The 15,788-nt window shown below is 54.1% G+C and carries 18 protein-coding genes; all 18 read right to left on the reverse strand.

Annotation, left to right across the window (positions count from 1 at the left end):
- Positions 1–7: 7 nt before the first annotated feature.
- On the reverse strand, positions 8–1,549 hold the full coding sequence (locus QZ197_RS01055; protein ID WP_296429353.1) for an NADH-quinone oxidoreductase subunit M: 1,542 nt from the start codon (positions 1,547–1,549) through the stop codon (positions 8–10).
- Positions 1,549–3,693, reverse strand: a complete 2,145-nt coding sequence (nuoL, locus tag QZ197_RS01060; RefSeq protein WP_296429354.1) for an NADH-quinone oxidoreductase subunit L — start codon at positions 3,691–3,693, stop codon at positions 1,549–1,551. The genes QZ197_RS01055 and nuoL overlap by 1 nt, the downstream gene beginning before the upstream one ends.
- A 4-nt stretch (positions 3,694–3,697) precedes the next feature.
- A complete protein-coding gene (gene nuoK, locus QZ197_RS01065; RefSeq protein ID WP_100367093.1) occupies positions 3,698–4,003 on the reverse strand; it encodes an NADH-quinone oxidoreductase subunit NuoK in 306 nt (101 codons plus the stop codon).
- Between the two features lie 40 nt (positions 4,004–4,043).
- Positions 4,044–4,514, reverse strand: a complete 471-nt coding sequence (locus QZ197_RS01070; RefSeq protein WP_296429356.1) for a hypothetical protein — start codon at positions 4,512–4,514, stop codon at positions 4,044–4,046.
- A gap of 7 nt (positions 4,515–4,521) precedes the next feature.
- The gene (locus tag QZ197_RS01075; protein WP_272146575.1) at positions 4,522–5,127 is read right to left on the reverse strand and encodes an NADH-quinone oxidoreductase subunit J; all 606 of its coding nucleotides are present in this window, start codon (positions 5,125–5,127) and stop codon (positions 4,522–4,524) included.
- Positions 5,124–5,522: a carboxymuconolactone decarboxylase family protein gene (locus QZ197_RS01080; RefSeq protein WP_296429358.1), complete on the reverse strand. Its 399-nt coding sequence runs from the start codon at positions 5,520–5,522 to the stop codon at positions 5,124–5,126. Before QZ197_RS01080 ends, QZ197_RS01075 begins: the two co-directional genes overlap by 4 nt.
- On the reverse strand, positions 5,519–6,013 hold the full coding sequence (nuoI, locus tag QZ197_RS01085; protein WP_272146573.1) for an NADH-quinone oxidoreductase subunit NuoI: 495 nt from the start codon (positions 6,011–6,013) through the stop codon (positions 5,519–5,521). The genes QZ197_RS01080 and nuoI overlap by 4 nt, the downstream gene beginning before the upstream one ends.
- Before the next feature lie 3 nt (positions 6,014–6,016).
- Positions 6,017–7,057 (reverse strand): NADH-quinone oxidoreductase subunit NuoH, encoded by a 1,041-nt coding sequence (gene nuoH / locus QZ197_RS01090; protein WP_272146572.1) that lies wholly within the window; start codon positions 7,055–7,057, stop codon positions 6,017–6,019.
- Between the two features lie 11 nt (positions 7,058–7,068).
- Positions 7,069–9,087: an NADH-quinone oxidoreductase subunit NuoG gene (gene nuoG / locus QZ197_RS01095; protein WP_296429359.1), complete on the reverse strand. Its 2,019-nt coding sequence runs from the start codon at positions 9,085–9,087 to the stop codon at positions 7,069–7,071.
- 137 nt (positions 9,088–9,224) lie between these two features.
- Complete coding sequence (locus QZ197_RS01100) at positions 9,225–9,629, reverse strand: DUF5333 domain-containing protein (protein ID WP_296429360.1); 405 nt, start codon at positions 9,627–9,629, stop codon at positions 9,225–9,227.
- Positions 9,630–10,072: 443 nt separating this feature from the next.
- Positions 10,073–10,477: a hypothetical protein gene (locus QZ197_RS01105; RefSeq protein ID WP_296429361.1), complete on the reverse strand. Its 405-nt coding sequence runs from the start codon at positions 10,475–10,477 to the stop codon at positions 10,073–10,075.
- The gene (gene nuoF, locus QZ197_RS01110; protein ID WP_296429362.1) at positions 10,477–11,763 is read right to left on the reverse strand and encodes an NADH-quinone oxidoreductase subunit NuoF; all 1,287 of its coding nucleotides are present in this window, start codon (positions 11,761–11,763) and stop codon (positions 10,477–10,479) included. Before nuoF ends, QZ197_RS01105 begins: the two co-directional genes overlap by 1 nt.
- The gene (locus QZ197_RS01115; RefSeq protein ID WP_296429363.1) at positions 11,763–11,993 is read right to left on the reverse strand and encodes a DUF5337 domain-containing protein; all 231 of its coding nucleotides are present in this window, start codon (positions 11,991–11,993) and stop codon (positions 11,763–11,765) included. The genes nuoF and QZ197_RS01115 overlap by 1 nt, the downstream gene beginning before the upstream one ends.
- 32 nt (positions 11,994–12,025) lie before the next feature.
- Positions 12,026–12,604: an NADH:ubiquinone oxidoreductase gene (locus QZ197_RS01120; RefSeq protein WP_296429364.1), complete on the reverse strand. Its 579-nt coding sequence runs from the start codon at positions 12,602–12,604 to the stop codon at positions 12,026–12,028.
- 192 nt (positions 12,605–12,796) lie between these two features.
- Positions 12,797–13,909, reverse strand: coding sequence for an NADH-quinone oxidoreductase subunit E (locus tag QZ197_RS01125; RefSeq protein ID WP_296429365.1), 1,113 nt, complete (start codon positions 13,907–13,909; stop codon positions 12,797–12,799).
- 115 nt (positions 13,910–14,024) lie between these two features.
- Entirely contained in the window at positions 14,025–14,351 is a 327-nt protein-coding gene (locus QZ197_RS01130; RefSeq protein ID WP_296429366.1) for a hypothetical protein, read from the reverse strand.
- 3 nt (positions 14,352–14,354) lie between these two features.
- Positions 14,355–14,552, reverse strand: coding sequence for a hypothetical protein (locus tag QZ197_RS01135; protein WP_296429367.1), 198 nt, complete (start codon positions 14,550–14,552; stop codon positions 14,355–14,357).
- The gene (locus QZ197_RS01140) at positions 14,549–15,784 is read right to left on the reverse strand and encodes an NADH-quinone oxidoreductase subunit D (protein WP_296429394.1); all 1,236 of its coding nucleotides are present in this window, start codon (positions 15,782–15,784) and stop codon (positions 14,549–14,551) included. The genes QZ197_RS01135 and QZ197_RS01140 overlap by 4 nt, the downstream gene beginning before the upstream one ends.
- Positions 15,785–15,788 lie beyond the last annotated feature (4 nt).

A 15,788-nucleotide genomic window follows, 5' to 3' on the forward strand; every position in this document is an offset into this window, starting at 1 on the left:
GCTTTCCTTAATTCGAAGCGAATTGGGCGGCGGCCTCAAAGGCAGCCACGGCAGTTTCGTAATTGACGACCAGCGCGGCAACGCTTGGGCCAGTGATGTCGAGGACAAGCGCAGGGTATACACCCAAAAGCAGTGTCATAAAGACCAGAGGTGCAAAGATGACCCGCTCGCGTGTGCCCATATCGGTAATTGTGCGCAGGCTTTCTTTGATCAGATCCCCCATAACGACGCGGCGGTACAGCCACAGCGCATAGGCAGCTGAAAAGATCACGCCAGATGTCGCAACTGCCGCGACCCAAGTGTTTACTTGGAAGATACCAACCAATGTCAGAAATTCTCCAACAAACCCGGATGTGCCCGGCAAGCCGACGTTGGCCATCGTGAAGAACATAAAGATCAGCGCATAAGCCGGCATCCGGTTTACCAGACCGCCATAGGCGTCGATTTCGCGGGTATGCATCCGGTCATAAATGACGCCGACACATAGGAACAATGCGCCAGAGATAAAGCCGTGGCTGATCATCTGGAAAATCGCGCCATCAAGACCTTGCTGGTTCACTGCAAAGATACCCATCGTCACGAAACCCATGTGCGCTACGGACGAATACGCAATCAGCTTTTTCATGTCTTCCTGAACCAGTGCGACCAGCGATGTGTAGACGATCGCAATGGCCGACAGCCATAGAACCATCGGTCCCATCACTTCGGATCCCACTGGGAACATCGGCAGGCTGAAACGTAGGAAGCCATAGCCGCCCATCTTCAGCAAGATCGCCGCAAGTACCACAGAACCCGCGGTCGGGGCCTGAACGTGTGCGTCGGGCAACCACGTATGCACAGGCCACATAGGCATTTTGACCGCGAAGCTGGCAAAGAATGCGAGCCACATCAGGGTTTGCATGCCACCAATGATCTGGACGCCAAGGATGCTAAAGTTCTCGGTCTCGAAGGTGAACGTCATCAGCGTTGGAATGTCGGTTGTACCCGCCGCAGAGAACATCGCAACCATTGCCACCAGCATCAGCACAGAGCCAAGGAAGGTATAAAGGAAGAACTTGAACGACGCGTAAATCCGGTTCTTGCCGCCCCAGATGCCAATGATCAGGAACATCGGGATAAGGCCAGCTTCGAAGAACAGGTAGAACAGGACCAGATCAAGCGCCATGAAGACGCCCAGCATCAGTGTTTCAAGCAACAAGAACGCGATCATGTATTCTTTGACGCGGGTAGTGACGCTCCAGCAGGAGGCGATAACCAGCGGCATCAAGAATGTGGTTAGCATCACAAACAGGATCGAAATTCCGTCGACGCCCATTTTGTATTGCAGACCCAGAAGCCAGTCACGTTGTTCCACCATTTGGAAACCAGTGTCACTCGCGTCGAAATTGCCTAGAATAAACAGCGACGTCAGGAACGTGACCGCAGTTGTGACCAAAGCCACCCATTTGGCATTGCGCTGCGCGTCTTCGTCATCACCACGCAAGAACAGCGCTAGAATAACAGCGCCCAACAGCGGCAGGAACGTTGTCAGGGAAAGAATATTGCCCATTAGTTTGCTCCCCCGAACAGCGTCATCCAGGTCAGCATTGCGGCGATGCCCAGCACCATCGCAAAGGCGTATGTAAAGATATAGCCAGACTGTGCGCGGCCCGCGAGCCGTGTGAAGAATGGAATGATCCCCATAGCAAGCCCGTTAATGCCCCCATCGATTGTCTTGGTGTCGCCCTGCTTCCACAGCAGTCGGCCCAAAGCGAGGGTCGGCTTGATGATGGCAAAGTTGTAGATTTCGTCAAAGTACCACTTGTTCAGCAAGAACTGGTAAAGCGGTGCCTGCTGCGTGGCCAATTTATGCGGCCAGTCGGGGCGGCGAATATACATCTGATAGGCCAGACCAAGACCTGCAAGCATTGCAAAGAACGGCGCAAGTTTGACCCAAGTCGGGACTTCATGCGCTTCGTTCAACACATGGTTCTCGGGGGCCACGTGGATCGCGCCTTCGCCGGGTTGGCCTGCGAAGTTGTAATGATGCTCTTCTTCTTTTGCATCGGCATCATGCGCTACTTCTTCAGCGTGATCGTCTCCGTGTGCTGCATCTTCAGCGTGCGCCGCGTCGTCACCATGTTCGGTTGCTTCTGCGTAAGGCACACCAAAGAACTTGGCGACTTTATCGGTATGGCCAAAGAACGACCCGTACCAAACCATACCGCTAAACACTGCGCCAACGGCCAAAACATAAAGCGGCACCAGCATCGAGTTGGGGCTTTCATGCGCGTGATCATGCGTATGTGCATCGCCGCGCGGCGTGCCGTAAAAGGTCATGAACATCAAACGCCAGCTGTAGAAACTTGTCATCAAAGCAGCAACGACAAGCATCCAGAAGGCGTAGCCACCTGCAGTGCCCGCATATGCGGTTTCAATAATCGCGTCTTTGGACACAAAGCCCGCAAAGCCGATCGGGAAGCCCACATAAAGCAGCGGAATACCAACGCCTGTAATCGCCAATGTGCCGATCATCATCATCGCAAAGGTCTTGGGAATCTTGTGGCGCAAACCGCCATAGTTCCGCATGTCCTGCTCGTGATGCATCGCATGGATCACGGAACCCGCGCCAAGGAACAGCATCGCCTTAAAGAACGCATGCGTCAGCAGGTGGAACATTGCGACCGAATAGGCACCAAGGCCCGCGGCTACGAACATATAGCCAAGCTGTGAACAGGTTGAATATGCGATGACGCGCTTGATGTCGTTCTGCACCAGACCAACGGTTGCGGCAAAGAACGCCGTGCTTGCGCCCAGGAACACGATAAAGTTCGTCGCTTGCGGTGCATATTCCATCAACGGAGACATGCGGCAAACAAGGAACACACCAGCCGTAACCATCGTCGCGGCATGGATCAGCGCTGACACGGGTGTCGGGCCTTCCATCGCGTCAGGCAACCATGTGTGCAAGAACAACTGCGCAGATTTGCCCATCGCACCGATGAACAACAAGAATGCGATCAGATTAAGCGTGTTCCAATCAGCCCACAGAAAGGCAATCGTGTGATCTTGCAGGTCAGGGATCGCTGCAAAAATGTCGGTGAACTTGACGCTGTCGGTTACAAGGTAAAGCGCGAAAATACCAAGGGCGAAGCCAAAGTCACCGACGCGGTTGACCACGAAAGCTTTGATCGCAGCGGCATTGGCGGTTGGCTTGCGGTAATAAAAACCGATCAAAAGGTAGGACGCAACGCCCACGCCTTCCCAGCCAAAGAACATCTGCACAAGGTTATCTGCGGTCACCAGCATCAACATCGAAAAGGTAAAGAACGACAAGTATGCAAAGAAACGCGGGCGATAGCTTTCGCCTTCTTTGAAGTTGTCATCATGCGCCATGTAGCCGAATGAATACAGGTGAACGAGCGCGGACACGGTCGTGATCACAATCAACATCGTCGCAGTCAAACGGTCCATGCGGATCGCCCAATCGGTGCTGAGCGTACCACTTTCGATCCAGCGCAAAATATTAACGGTATAGGACCCGTTCGGATGCGCAGAAGCGTCAAACGTTAAGAATATGATCCAGGACAAAAACGCCGCAAGAAACAACAGGCTGGTTGATATCCACTGTGCTGCGGTTTCGCCAAAGAACTTCCAGCCAAAACCGCACAGGATGGCACCGACAAGCGGTGCGAATAGGATGATGGTTTCCATGTGATCAGCCCTTCATCACGTTGACGTCTTCAACGTCGATGGTTCCACGGTTGCGGAAGAAACAAACTAGGATCGCAAGGCCAATCGCGGCCTCGGCGGCGGCGACGGTCAGGACGAACAAGGTAAAGACCTGCCCCACCAAATCACCCAAGAAGCTAGAGAAAGCGACAAGGTTGATGTTCACCGCAAGAAGCATCAATTCGATGCTCATCAGCAAGATGATCACGTTTTTGCGGTTCAGGAATAATCCGAAGATCCCGATGACAAACAGGGCCGCGGCCACCGTGAGATAATGTTCAAGTCCGATCATACGTGTCTTCCTTTTGGGGCTTGGCCCCGATCTTCATTCCTCAGCCCGCAAGCTGAAATTCTGTCTTCTCGCCGCGCAGCTCTGGGTAGGCTGCCGCACAAGCGCATGTTTCTTGAGTAAGCGTCGCGATTTCGATGTCACGCGCGATGTTATCAAGGTCTGCCGCGATACGTTCAAATGTCGCAAAAACCCGCGCGCCTGATTGATGACGCTCTAATATGTCGATCACATCATCGGTGCGATCAAACATCGCACGACGACCCATATTTTCCTCGGCCATACGAAAGCGCAGCGTTTCGCCGCTGGCACATTCGACCATAGAGATGCTTTTGGCCGTACCCTCTTGGGACCACCAATCAATCCACATAACGCGTTCTTCGCCCAAATCCGTATGGCGAATTTCGCCGCCATGGCTGGGATGCGTCGTGCGTTTGCAATCAATCAGATCAAGCGCTTGGGCTTGTCCGGCGATCACGCTAGCCGCGATGGATATGATAGCGAGGTTGCGCATTCTTAAGTTACAGACCCTGCCCCGGTTTAACGTCTTTCAGTTCCATCGCCTTTGCAGGGTCACGGTACATCTGTGCCAGCACATTCTGACGTTTGATATCCACACGGTGGCGCAGTGTCAGGACAATCGCGCCAATCATCGCAACCAACAGGATCAAGCCCGAAAGCTGGAACAGCAGAATATAGTCATCATAAAGGATCAAACCCAGCGCACGGGTGTTTTCAACATCACCCGCAGGCGCCGCGATACGGCCTTCGATACCGTCCGAAAACCCCCAAACACCCAGTGCCATAGCTAGCTGCATCAGCACCACGACACCGATCAGCAAACCAAGCGGCAGGTATTTGGTCATTTCCGCCTTCAATTCGGCGAAATCCACATCAAGCATCATCACAACGAACAGGAACAAGACCGCAACCGCACCAACGTAAACAATGATCAGTAGCATCGCCACAAATTCAGCGCCCAAAGTCACGAACAAACCCGCAGAAGACAGGAACGCAAGGATCAACCACAGCACCGAATGCACAGGGTTGCGGCTGACCACAGTCATCAGTCCGCCTGTCACCGTGGACACTGCGAATAGGTAAAATATGAACGCGAAGACGGTCATGCGCTTTCGTCCTTTTCCAACACTTCATTTGCCAGTTCCATGGCTTTGGTCATGGCAGGCACACCAGCGAACATGCCCATCTGGGCAATCGCTTCGGCAATTTCTTGTTTGGTGGCTTCTGCTTCGACCAGGTGACGAACCGTCAAACGGATCTGCGCCTCGGCCTGTGCGCCCAGCACGGTCAGCCCAGCCAGTGTCAGCAAAAGCCGTGTCTTTGCATCAAGACCACCGGCATTCAGACCTTTGCCAAAGAACATTTCCATGGTCTCTTTAGGCATCGTCGGCCAAAGCGCCTCGAACCCTTTGGGCGTAAAGGTATCGGCGTCGACATTCATCGACTTGGCCCAGTCCTGGCCCATCTTCATCATCGCTTCAAAGGGGTTTTGATCGGTCATCGGTAAGGTGCATCCAATTCAAGGTTACGCGCGATCTCGGCTTCCCAGCGATCGCCGTTCTCAAGCAGTTTTTCCTTGTCGTAATACAGTTCTTCGCGTGTTTCAGTGCTGAATTCGAAATTCGGCCCTTCGACAATGGCATCCACCGGGCAAGCTTCCTGGCAGAAACCGCAGTAGATGCATTTGGTCATGTCGATGTCATAGCGCGTGGTGCGGCGGCTGCCGTCATCGCGCGGTTCTGCGTCGATTGTGATCGCCTGGGCAGGGCAAACGGCCTCACACAATTTGCAAGCAATACAGCGTTCTTCGCCATTAGCATAACGACGCAGCGCGTGTTCACCGCGAAAACGCGGGGACAAAGGCCCCTTTTCATGCGGATAGTTTAACGTGGCCTTGGGTGCGAAAAAGTACTTCATGCCAAGACGGAAACCTTGCCAGAAGTCCTGCAGCAGGAAGTATTTCGCGGCGCGGGTGTAGTCGATTTGTGTCATTGATTAAGCTCCTACTGCCCAGCGTGCCCAAAAGCCGCCGAGAACTTCGTATTTTGCCAAGAACGACACCAAAACGACCCAACCTAACGACATTGGCAGGAAGACTTTCCAACCGATGCGCATCAACTGGTCGTAGCGGTAGCGCGGTGTGATGGCTTTGACCATCGCGAACATGAAAAAGACCATCGCCATCTTTAGTATCATCCATAGGATACCGTCAGGCAGACCCGGGATCGGTGACAACCAGCCACCAAAGAACAATAGCGAGATCAGCGCACACATCAGCACAACGGCCATCAACTCGCCGATCATGAACAGCAGGAATGGCGTGGACGAGTATTCAACCTGATAGCCCGCTACCAATTCTGATTCCGCTTCGGGAAGGTCGAATGGTGGGCGGTTTGTTTCGGCCAAAGCACTAATGAAGAACAAGAACAGCATCGGGAAATGCGCGACCCAGAACCAGTTAAAGATACCGGCATTGCCGTCCTGCGCTGCGACAATCGCTCCAAAATTCATTGACCCGGCAGAGATAATCACACCGATAATGATCAAACCGATCGAAACTTCGTAAGAAATCATCTGCGCCGCAGAGCGCAGCGAACCAAGGAACGGGTATTTGGAGTTCGAAGCCCATCCGCCCATGATCACGCCGTAAACTTCGAGCGAACCAATCGCGAGGATAAACAGTATAGCCACGTTAATATCAGCCAGCACCCACCCGTCGTTGAACGGGATCACAGACCACGCAACCACCGAAAGCGTAAAAGCAATCAGCGGTGCAAGAAAGAACACGACCTTATCTGCGCCCGCAGGCACGACGATTTCTTTGACGATATACTTTAGAAAGTCGGCAAAAGATTGCAGCAAGCCGAAGGGTCCAACCATGTTGGGACCGCGGCGCATCTGGACAGCAGCCCAGATTTTCCGGTCTGCATACATCAAAAAGGCAAGTGCGACCAAAAGCGGGATCAAGACCAGTAAACACTGGCCCAAAATCACAAGGACAATGCCAAGGTTGGTGTTGGTAAAGAATTCAACCATTCTTGTCGTCCTTATTCCGCAGCCATTGGTGCGGCTTTTCGTGCTTTCACATTCGCGCTAAGTTCAGCCATTAGGCTGGATGCGCGTGCAATCGGGTTCGTCAGATAGAAATCAGTGATCGCGTTCACAAAGTCCGCCTTGCCGGGTTTCTTCACGGCAATCGGGTCCCATGTATTTTCAGCCACTTCGTCGATACGACCAAGATGAGGATGCGCCTTTACGATCGCCTGACGCAGTTGCGCCATGCTGTCAAACGGCAATGTCGCATCCAATTCAGCAGAAAGCGCACGTAAAATTGCCCAGTTTTCCTTTGCCTCACCCGGAGGGAAGCTGGCACGAAGCGCCAATTGCGGACGACCTTCGGTGTTTACAAACAACCCGTTCTCTTCGGTATAGGCCGCACCCGGCAAAATGATATCGGCACGATGTGCACCACGGTCACCGTGGCTGCCTTGGTAGATCACAAATGCACCGGGCTTCACGTCAACCTCGTCTGCGCCAAGGTTGTAGACCACTTCGGCACCGTCCAGCGCAGCATCCAGACCACCTTCGGTAACGGCACCGACGTCCATGGCACCCACACGGCTCGCGGCAGTATGTAGTACAAGGAATTTGGAATTCGTCTTAGTGGCAAGCGACATCGCTTGCGACAACACGGCCTCTCCGTCTGCTTCGCGCACAGCACCCATGCCGATCACGACGAGGCTATCCATGTCCTTTACAGCGCCCATATCTTTGGCTGCCGTATCAACAAGCGCCTGACGGTCTGTTCCAACGGCGACCAGATCAAAGGTCAGATCGACCTGTTCACCAATCATGCCAACAGTTGCGCCACGTGACCATGCACTGCGCAAACGGGAATTCAGAACTGGCGCTTCTGTGCGGGGGTTTGTCCCGATCAGTTGGATCATCTGCGCGGTATCAATGTCTTCGATTGCCGCAGTGCCGACATAGGCCGACCGATTACCAATTGGCAGTTTTGCACCATCGGTACGGCATTCGACGGAACCGCCCTGCCCTTCGATGAACTGCTTGAGCGCATAAGCCGCTTCGACTGAAACCAAATCGCCGACCAAGCCCGCGACTTTCTTGCCCTTCATCGCAACGGCCGCTGCAGTCAGCGCCTCTGGCCAGCTTGCTTTGCGCAGTTTGCCGTTTTCGCGGATGTAGGGCGTATCAAGGCGCTGTTTGCGCAGCCCGTCCCAAACAAAACGGGTCTTGTCGGAAATCCATTCTTCGTTCACGCCATCATGGTTGCGCGGCAAAAACCGCATCACTTCGCGGCCTTTTGTGTCGACGCGGATATTCGAGCCGAGGGCGTCCATCACATCGATAGATTCGGTCTTGGTCAATTCCCAAGGACGGGCGGTAAATGCGTAGGGCTTGGAAACCAGCGCGCCAACCGGACACAAATCGATGATATTGCCCTGCATATTCGAATCGAGCGTTTCGCCCAAATAGGACGTAATCTCTGCATCTTCGCCGCGACCCGTCTGGCCCATCTGGTGAATGCCCGCGACCTCTGTCGTGAAACGTACGCAGCGGGTGCAGGAAATACAGCGGGTCATGTGGGTTTCGACCAACGGACCAAGGTCCAGATCTTCGGTCGCACGCTTTGGTTCGCGGAAACGGCTGAAATCAACACCATAAGCCATTGCTTGGTCTTGCAGATCGCATTCACCGCCTTGGTCGCAAATCGGGCAATCCAGCGGGTGGTTGATCAAGAGAAACTCCATCACACCTTCGCGGGCCTTTTTCACCATTGGGGAATTGGTTTTTACAACGGGCGCTTGGCCTTCGGGACCGGGGCGCAAATCCTTGACCTGCATGGCACAAGACGCCGCAGGTTTGGGCGGTCCGCCCACAACTTCGACAAGGCACATACGGCAGTTGCCAGCAATAGAAAGGCGTTCATGATAGCAAAAGCGCGGGATTTCGACCCCGGCTTCTTCACAGGCCTGTATCAGGGTCATTGCCCCGTCAACTTCGACCTCGTTTCCATCAATGACGACTTTGCGCAGATTAGACATGGCGTGCCTTTATGTTCCCGATCGCGTCTATAGCCGCAAAGGATAAGACGCGTTGGGTCGGGTTCTAACGCGGCCTGCCCCGCGACGCCAGTCAGATATAAAAAAAATGCAGCAATTTTCGCACCATTGAGAGAAGATTATCGCAACAACCAGCCTACACGGGTGTTTGCTGCGATCTGGGCACGGCCAACAGCGCAATAGCTGGCTTCTTCGCCCTCAACCACACCCAAGGTGACCAACTTTGCCCGTGCAATTGCTTCAAGGCGCTTCTTTTCATTGCGGTCGTTCACGTAGTCATCGATTTCTTCGTCAGTGAACCCCAGATCGGACGCGTGGCTTTTAAGGGATTGCAAAAAACCCAAACCCCGAAAAAGCCGTCCGCGTATGCTATCGCAATTCTCTGACAACTCATAAGCCATTCCGACATCAATGATGCCATCGCGCACATGCGCCACATCCTTAAGCGCTGTTTGTGCGGACGCGGCGCCGGCACTGATAATGCAAGCTAATGCTATCGCTGAAATCAGACCTGGGGTCTTCATGTGTCGTCTCCTTTGTGCGGCGAGATTGCCGCACCACTTGGCAGACTACATCGGCTGTGTTCACAAGATATTCAATATCAGCGCAATGACATCACTGTGTCAGCGATGGATCGCCCCACGGATACGCCAAGGTTCCGAAATTGAATCCAGCTAAGTGCATAACGCTCCAACGCGGTGCGCGCGGGTCAAGACCCACCTGACATTACCTCTGACGCTGGCGGGTAGGTGCGATGCCGCGCATTCCTTTTCGCAAGAAAGCGAACGACAAGATCAATCCGATTGCACCAAGTGCCGCAGCAAAACCATAAACCCAAACAGGCGCCAGGTCTGCGCGGACTGCAATAGACGTAAACCAAACTGGCACGCCGCAAACCCCAAACGTAAAAAGGGCCGCGCAAATGCTCGCGGCCCCGTCCAAGAAATTTCGTACACCCATGTTCGGTTTAAACTGGGATCAACAACGCGCTAAGTGCTGATCCTTCAAGCGTTTCCGCATCACCGGCAGCACACAGATCGTTGGCGCCGACCTCAACACCATGCCGCGCTTGAAAGCTACGCTTGGCCACATCGGATTCGATATCAATCGCATCGCGCTGCGCAATCGCCGAAAGCGAACCGCGACCGACCTCGTTGCGGGCCTCGTTCAGCTGGAAATCAAGGGCGGCATCGTAATCATAACGCGCACAGCTTTGCGCAATCTGGGTGGCCAGGGTCAAGTTCGCGTAATACGCCGGAGTAGATTGCGTGAACAGCTTTTGAACAACCGGATCATCAAAAGACCTTGCAGCCCCAGTTGTCGAACAAGCCGCCAAAGTCAAAGCCGCACCTATCATCAATCCGCGTGTCATCATTCTGCTGCCATCCCTGCAATGCGTTTGTCTTTGATGCGGTCTTCGATCTCGTCCCTGAAGTTCTTGATCAAACCTTGGATCGGCCAAGCGGCCGCATCGCCCAATGCGCAGATTGTATGGCCTTCGACCTGTTTTGTCACGTCTAGCAGCATGTCGATTTCGTCGACGCTTGCATTGCCTTCGACCAGACGCGCCATGACGCGCATCATCCAACCGGTGCCTTCACGGCACGGCGTGCATTGGCCGCAGCTTTCGTGCTTGTAGAATTTTGACAACCGCCAGATCGCTTTGATCATATCGGTAGAGTTATCCATCACGATCACCGCAGCGGTACCCAGCGATGATCCCTTTTCTTTGAGCGCGTCAAAATCCATTACCGCGTCACGCATGTTTTCGCCGCGCACACACGGCACGGACGAGCCACCCGGAATGACCGCTTTAAGGTTATCCCATCCGCCGCGAATACCGCCGCAGTGCTTTTCGATCAGCTCTTCAAAGGAAATCGACATCTCTTCTTCAACGACGCACGGGTTGTTTACATGACCGGAAATCGCAAAAAGCTTGGTTCCCGCGTTGTTCGGACGGCCCATACCCGCAAACCAGCTACCGCCACGACGCAGAATGGTCGGCACAACAGCAATCGATTCGACGTTGTTCACTGTTGTCGGGCAGCCATAAAGACCAGCACCCGCAGGGAATGGCGGCTTCATGCGCGGCATACCCTTTTTGCCCTCTAGGCTTTCGAGCAATGCAGTTTCTTCACCACAGATATAAGCACCTGCCCCGTGGGTCAGGTAAATATCAAAGTCCCACCCGGATTTGGCAGCGTTCTTGCCAACCAAACCAGCCGCATAACATTCGTCAATCGCGGCCTGCAGAGCTTCTTTTTCGCGAATATATTCGCCGCGGATGTAGATATAGCAGGCGTTTGCATTCATCGCGAAAGACGCAATCAGGCATCCCTCAATCAATGTATGCGGATCATGGCGCATAATTTCGCGGTCTTTGCATGTGCCTGGCTCGGATTCGTCAGCGTTCACAACCAGATAGGCAGGACGACCGTCGCTTTCCTTGGGCATAAAGGACCACTTCAATCCCGTCGGAAAACCCGCACCACCACGCCCACGCAGGCCAGAGGCCTTCATTTCGTTGATAATCCAGTCGCGACCTTTTTTGATAATCGCCCCTGTGCCATCCCACTGGCCACGTGCCTGCGCGCCTTTCAGCGTGCGGTCATGCATCCCGTAAAGGTTCGTGAAAATCCGGTTCTCATCTTTGAGCATCAGCTATCGCCCCTGTCGTCTTGGCGCGCGCGCCACAATTGAAATGTCTGCCATAGGGCAAACCCGAAACCGGCGAGGGCTGCAAGATCAAAAAGCGCCCTGACGCGGATTGGCCAGTCGTATTCTGTTCCGAACAAATTCGCCATAACCCAGAAAGCACCAGTTCCAGCCACAATCAACGCGACGCGTTGCCCTGCCCGGCCTTGATCTGTTTTCCCGTGTTCTGCCATAAATCTAGCGTCGTCTGGTAAACGTCGCCCTTTTACTTTTTCTTGGAAAATTCGGTCTCGCCACCGCTGGCCAGTATCTTGGCCTGATTGACCCAATCATCACGGGTTGCACGCCCTTTAAAACCCGCAAGATTATCGTCCATCCATGCCTGTTCTTTTGGGCCCCAGGTTGCGATCTGGTCGAAATGGTAAAGTCCCATTTCGTGCAGTGTTTTTTCGAGCTTGGGACCAACGCCTTTGATCAGTTTCAGGTCATCTGGGCCACCCTCGCGGGCTGCACTTAGAAATTGCGGCGTACCTTCTGATTCTGACGGTGCTTTGGCAGCCGGTGCCGCTGCTGCAGGGGCTTTTGCCTTTGGCACAGATGCCAAGACGGGTTTTGCGGCTGCAGCGGGTTTGGCTGTTGGAGCGGAAACGTTCGTTGGGCCAGCCTGCGGTGCGCGCCAACCGATCAATAAAGCAATGGCTGCCACAGCACCAACCACGCCACCGATGACAGCGGATGCAAACAGTGAAAAATCATATAGAACAAAGGCCACGCCAGCGCCGATAATTGCGAACAAAGCGGCCACGGCGATGATGCCCTGACTAATTGGTGCAGTATCTTTCATAGTCGTTTCTCTCCCTCAGGTGACCGCGGAACGCGGGCTTTCAGATGTGGTGCAGCATCCGCGTCTTTCAAACCCAGCATTGCACCGTGAGACACATCTACCCGAAATTCTGCCTTGCGGTAAAGAAATACCGCGGGTTCGCCATGTTACACATCAAAGGTAACCACCCGACTGCTCGAATTCAGCGCAATTTTACTTGGTCTTTGCTAATTTCGCAGCTTGCGCCATCCAGTCGTCGCGTACAATACGGCCCTTGAATTTCAAACGGCTGTCGACCCACTCGATCTCGTCGACAGTCCATTTAGCGATCTGATCAAAGTGCCAGAATCCAAGATCATTCAAGACACCTTCCAACTTTGGCCCCACACCACTGATAAGCTTGAGATCATCAGCTTCAACACCACTGCGTGGAGCAGCAAGCGTTTCCGGCTGCGATTGTGCCGGCGTATCCGGGTTTGATTTGCCGGTTGGCTTTGCCTTGGACTTCGCGACCGCTTGTTGCTTGGTCACACCTGTTGCGTCGGCTGGTTTATCCGCTGCAGGCTTTGCAGCCTTGGCTTTGGGCGCGCTTGCCTTTTTTGCAGGTGCCGCTTTTGCGTTTTTGATCCACGGCGTTAGCAAGGGTACTTCGGTGCCGTCGATCCGCTTGACCGTATCGCCGATGTCCGTCGCCAATTGTATGCTAGCGTTATGTTTCGTTTTGCCGCTGTCATAGTCTTTCAGCGTGGTCAGGCCCTTCAAAGGCTCTGCTGCAAAGCGGCCATTTTGCGGTCCAGGCGTCGGAACGCGTCCAGCGGCCAATTCATCAATAATCTCTCCAAGGCGTGCAGCGGTCAGGTCTTCGTAATAGTCCTTGCCGATTTGCGCCATCGGGGCGTTCGCACAGGACCCAAGGCATTCGACCTCTTCCCATGAAAACTTGCCGTCTGCAGACAAGGCGTGGGCTTTGTCGGCGATCTTGTCTTTGCAGACACCGATCAAATCCTCAGCACCACAGATCATGCACGACAGCGTGCCGCAAACCTGAATATGTGCGACCGAACCGACAGGCTGCAGTTGGAACATGAAATAGAACGATGCCACCTCAAGCGCGCGGATGTACGCAAGGTCCAGCATCTGGGCGACGTGCTCGATCGCTGGGCGGGTCAGCCAACCTTCTTGCTCTTGGGCACGCCACAAAATTGGAATAATCGCCGAGGCTTGACGGCCTTCGGGGAACTTTTTCATCTGCGCTTGTGCCCATTTCTGGTTGTCTGGCGAGAATGCAAAAGTTTCGGGCTGGTCGTGGTAAAGGCGGCGTAGCATTAGTTCATTCCATTCAAGATTATGGCACCATTTATCAAGACAAATAGCGCCCCAGGGACGATCCCCGCAGGACTAGCTAACAGAAGCAGCAATCCCGGCAAACCAATTGTTGCACTCATGCGCAGGCTCCTGTCATCACACGAAAGGATGCCCCATCTGCAGCGATTTGCCCGCGGCCGTCGGCTTTAAGTTCGGTCATGATGCGCGCGAGGTCATCGCGCGACAGTGTTGCCCCTGCAAGGATAGCGGCTGAGTTTGTCTGGTTCACTTCGCAGCCATTGGCCGCCGCGGTTTCAATGAAACGTTCTGTTGCAGACCGCGGGATCACCGGAGCAGGCATAGACGCCTGTGGGGCGACCATAGGACCCGCACGAAAATCAGGAATTGTCAGCGAACAGGCTGACAAAGCGACGAAGCAACAAAGCGTTAGTTTGCGAAACATATCCTAGTTTTCCAATCCCGCCTGCCCTGTGGCAAACACGTTATTTATCCCATAGACAAGAATCGTGACCGCAAAGGCCAACCCAACCACACCGCCAATGATCACACCGGTCAGACGTCTGCGAAACATCCGCGAAACCAAAGCCGAGACGAAAAAGCCGCAGGCAATCAAAAACCCTAACAGGATATCGCCAAGGGTCATCGGTCGATCTCGCCGAATACGACATCCATTGTGCCGATGATCGCGCTCACATCCGCCAACTGGTGGCCTTTGCAAATATAGTCCATCGCTTGCAGGTGCAGATAGCCCGGCGCACGCAACTTGACGCGGTACGGCTGGTTTGTGCCGTCTGCGACCAGAAACACGCCAAACTCGCCTTTGGGGGCTTCAACGGCGGCGTAAACTTCGCCAGCCGGTACGTGGAAACCTTCGGTGTAAAGTTTGAAGTGGTGGATCAATGCCTCCATAGAGGTTTTCATCTCACCGCGTGTCGGTGGCGTCATCTTACCACGCGCCATCACATCACCCTTTTCATGGCGCAGCTTTTCGCAGGCCTGACGGATGATGTGGACTGACTGGCGCATTTCTTCCATGCGGCACAAATAGCGATCATAGCAGTCGCCGTTCTTGCCGACAGGGATCTGAAATTCAAATTCGTCGTAACATTCATAAGGCTGCGCGCGGCGCAAATCCCATGCAAGGCCAGAGCCGCGCACCATGACGCCCGAAAAGCCCCATTCCTGAATGTCTTCTTCAGTCACGATGCCAATGTCGGCATTGCGCTGCTTAAAGATACGGTTTTCGGTCAGCAATCCGTCAATGTCGGCCAAAACCTTAGGGAACTCTACGGCCCATGTGTCGATGTCTTCGACCAATTGATCCGGCAGGTCCTGATGCACACCACCGGGGCGGAAATAGGCTGCGTGCAAACGCGCGCCACAGGCACGTTCATAAAACACCATCAGCTTTTCACGCTCTTCAAAACCCCATAGCGGCGGGGTCAGCGCACCAACGTCCATCGCTTGGGTCGTAACGTTCAGCAAGTGGCTGAGAACGCGGCCAATCTCGGAATACAGCACGCGGATCAGCGATGCACGACGCGGTACTTCGGTACCTGTCAGCTTTTCAATCGCCAGACACCAAGCGTGTTCTTGGTTCATCGGGGCCACATAATCCAGACGGTCCAGATACGGCAGGTTCTGCAGATAGGTGCGCGATTCCATCAGCTTTTCGGTGCCACGGTGCAGCAGGCCGATGTGGGGATCGCAACGCTCTACAATCTCGCCATCCAGTTCCAGAACCAAACGCAGCACGCCGTGTGCGGCGGGGTGTTGGGGGCCGAAGTTGATGTTAAAGTTTCTGATCTGCTGCTCGTCAGTTGCAGCGTCAGTTGACCCGTCATCATATGTGTTTGTACGGATATCGCCGTCCATCATG

This window comes from Yoonia sp. (assembly GCF_017854415.1).
In the GTDB taxonomy this organism is placed as follows: Bacteria; Pseudomonadota; Alphaproteobacteria; order Rhodobacterales; family Rhodobacteraceae; genus Yoonia.

What these genes read in the sequence shown, in the direction of transcription:
- QZ197_RS01070 (WP_296429356.1), bottom strand. Translation starts at nt 4,514, where the DNA reads ATGCGCAACCTCGCTATCATATCCATCGCGGCTAGCGTGATCGCCGGA.
- QZ197_RS01075 (WP_272146575.1), bottom strand. Translation starts at nt 5,127, where the DNA reads ATGACCGTCTTCGCGTTCATATTTTACCTATTCGCAGTGTCCACGGTG.
- QZ197_RS01130 (WP_296429366.1), bottom strand. Translation starts at nt 14,351, where the DNA reads ATGTTTCGCAAACTAACGCTTTGTTGCTTCGTCGCTTTGTCAGCCTGT.
- QZ197_RS01055 (WP_296429353.1), bottom strand. Translation starts at nt 1,549, where the DNA reads ATGGGCAATATTCTTTCCCTGACAACGTTCCTGCCGCTGTTGGGCGCT.
- QZ197_RS01115 (WP_296429363.1), bottom strand. Translation starts at nt 11,993, where the DNA reads ATGGCAGAACACGGGAAAACAGATCAAGGCCGGGCAGGGCAACGCGTC.
- QZ197_RS01120 (WP_296429364.1), bottom strand. Translation starts at nt 12,604, where the DNA reads ATGAAAGATACTGCACCAATTAGTCAGGGCATCATCGCCGTGGCCGCT.
- nuoH (WP_272146572.1), bottom strand. Translation starts at nt 7,057, where the DNA reads ATGGTTGAATTCTTTACCAACACCAACCTTGGCATTGTCCTTGTGATT.
- QZ197_RS01135 (WP_296429367.1), bottom strand. Translation starts at nt 14,552, where the DNA reads ATGACCCTTGGCGATATCCTGTTAGGGTTTTTGATTGCCTGCGGCTTT.
- nuoI (WP_272146573.1), bottom strand. Translation starts at nt 6,013, where the DNA reads ATGACACAAATCGACTACACCCGCGCCGCGAAATACTTCCTGCTGCAG.
- nuoF (WP_296429362.1), bottom strand. Translation starts at nt 11,763, where the DNA reads ATGCTCAAAGATGAGAACCGGATTTTCACGAACCTTTACGGGATGCAT.
- QZ197_RS01105 (WP_296429361.1), bottom strand. Translation starts at nt 10,477, where the DNA reads ATGACACGCGGATTGATGATAGGTGCGGCTTTGACTTTGGCGGCTTGT.
- QZ197_RS01080 (WP_296429358.1), bottom strand. Translation starts at nt 5,522, where the DNA reads ATGACCGATCAAAACCCCTTTGAAGCGATGATGAAGATGGGCCAGGAC.
- nuoG (WP_296429359.1), bottom strand. Translation starts at nt 9,087, where the DNA reads ATGTCTAATCTGCGCAAAGTCGTCATTGATGGAAACGAGGTCGAAGTT.
- nuoK (WP_100367093.1), bottom strand. Translation starts at nt 4,003, where the DNA reads ATGATCGGACTTGAACATTATCTCACGGTGGCCGCGGCCCTGTTTGTC.
- QZ197_RS01140 (WP_296429394.1), bottom strand. Translation starts at nt 15,784, where the DNA reads ATGGACGGCGATATCCGTACAAACACATATGATGACGGGTCAACTGAC.
- QZ197_RS01125 (WP_296429365.1), bottom strand. Translation starts at nt 13,909, where the DNA reads ATGCTACGCCGCCTTTACCACGACCAGCCCGAAACTTTTGCATTCTCG.
- nuoL (WP_296429354.1), bottom strand. Translation starts at nt 3,693, where the DNA reads ATGGAAACCATCATCCTATTCGCACCGCTTGTCGGTGCCATCCTGTGC.
- QZ197_RS01100 (WP_296429360.1), bottom strand. Translation starts at nt 9,629, where the DNA reads ATGAAGACCCCAGGTCTGATTTCAGCGATAGCATTAGCTTGCATTATC.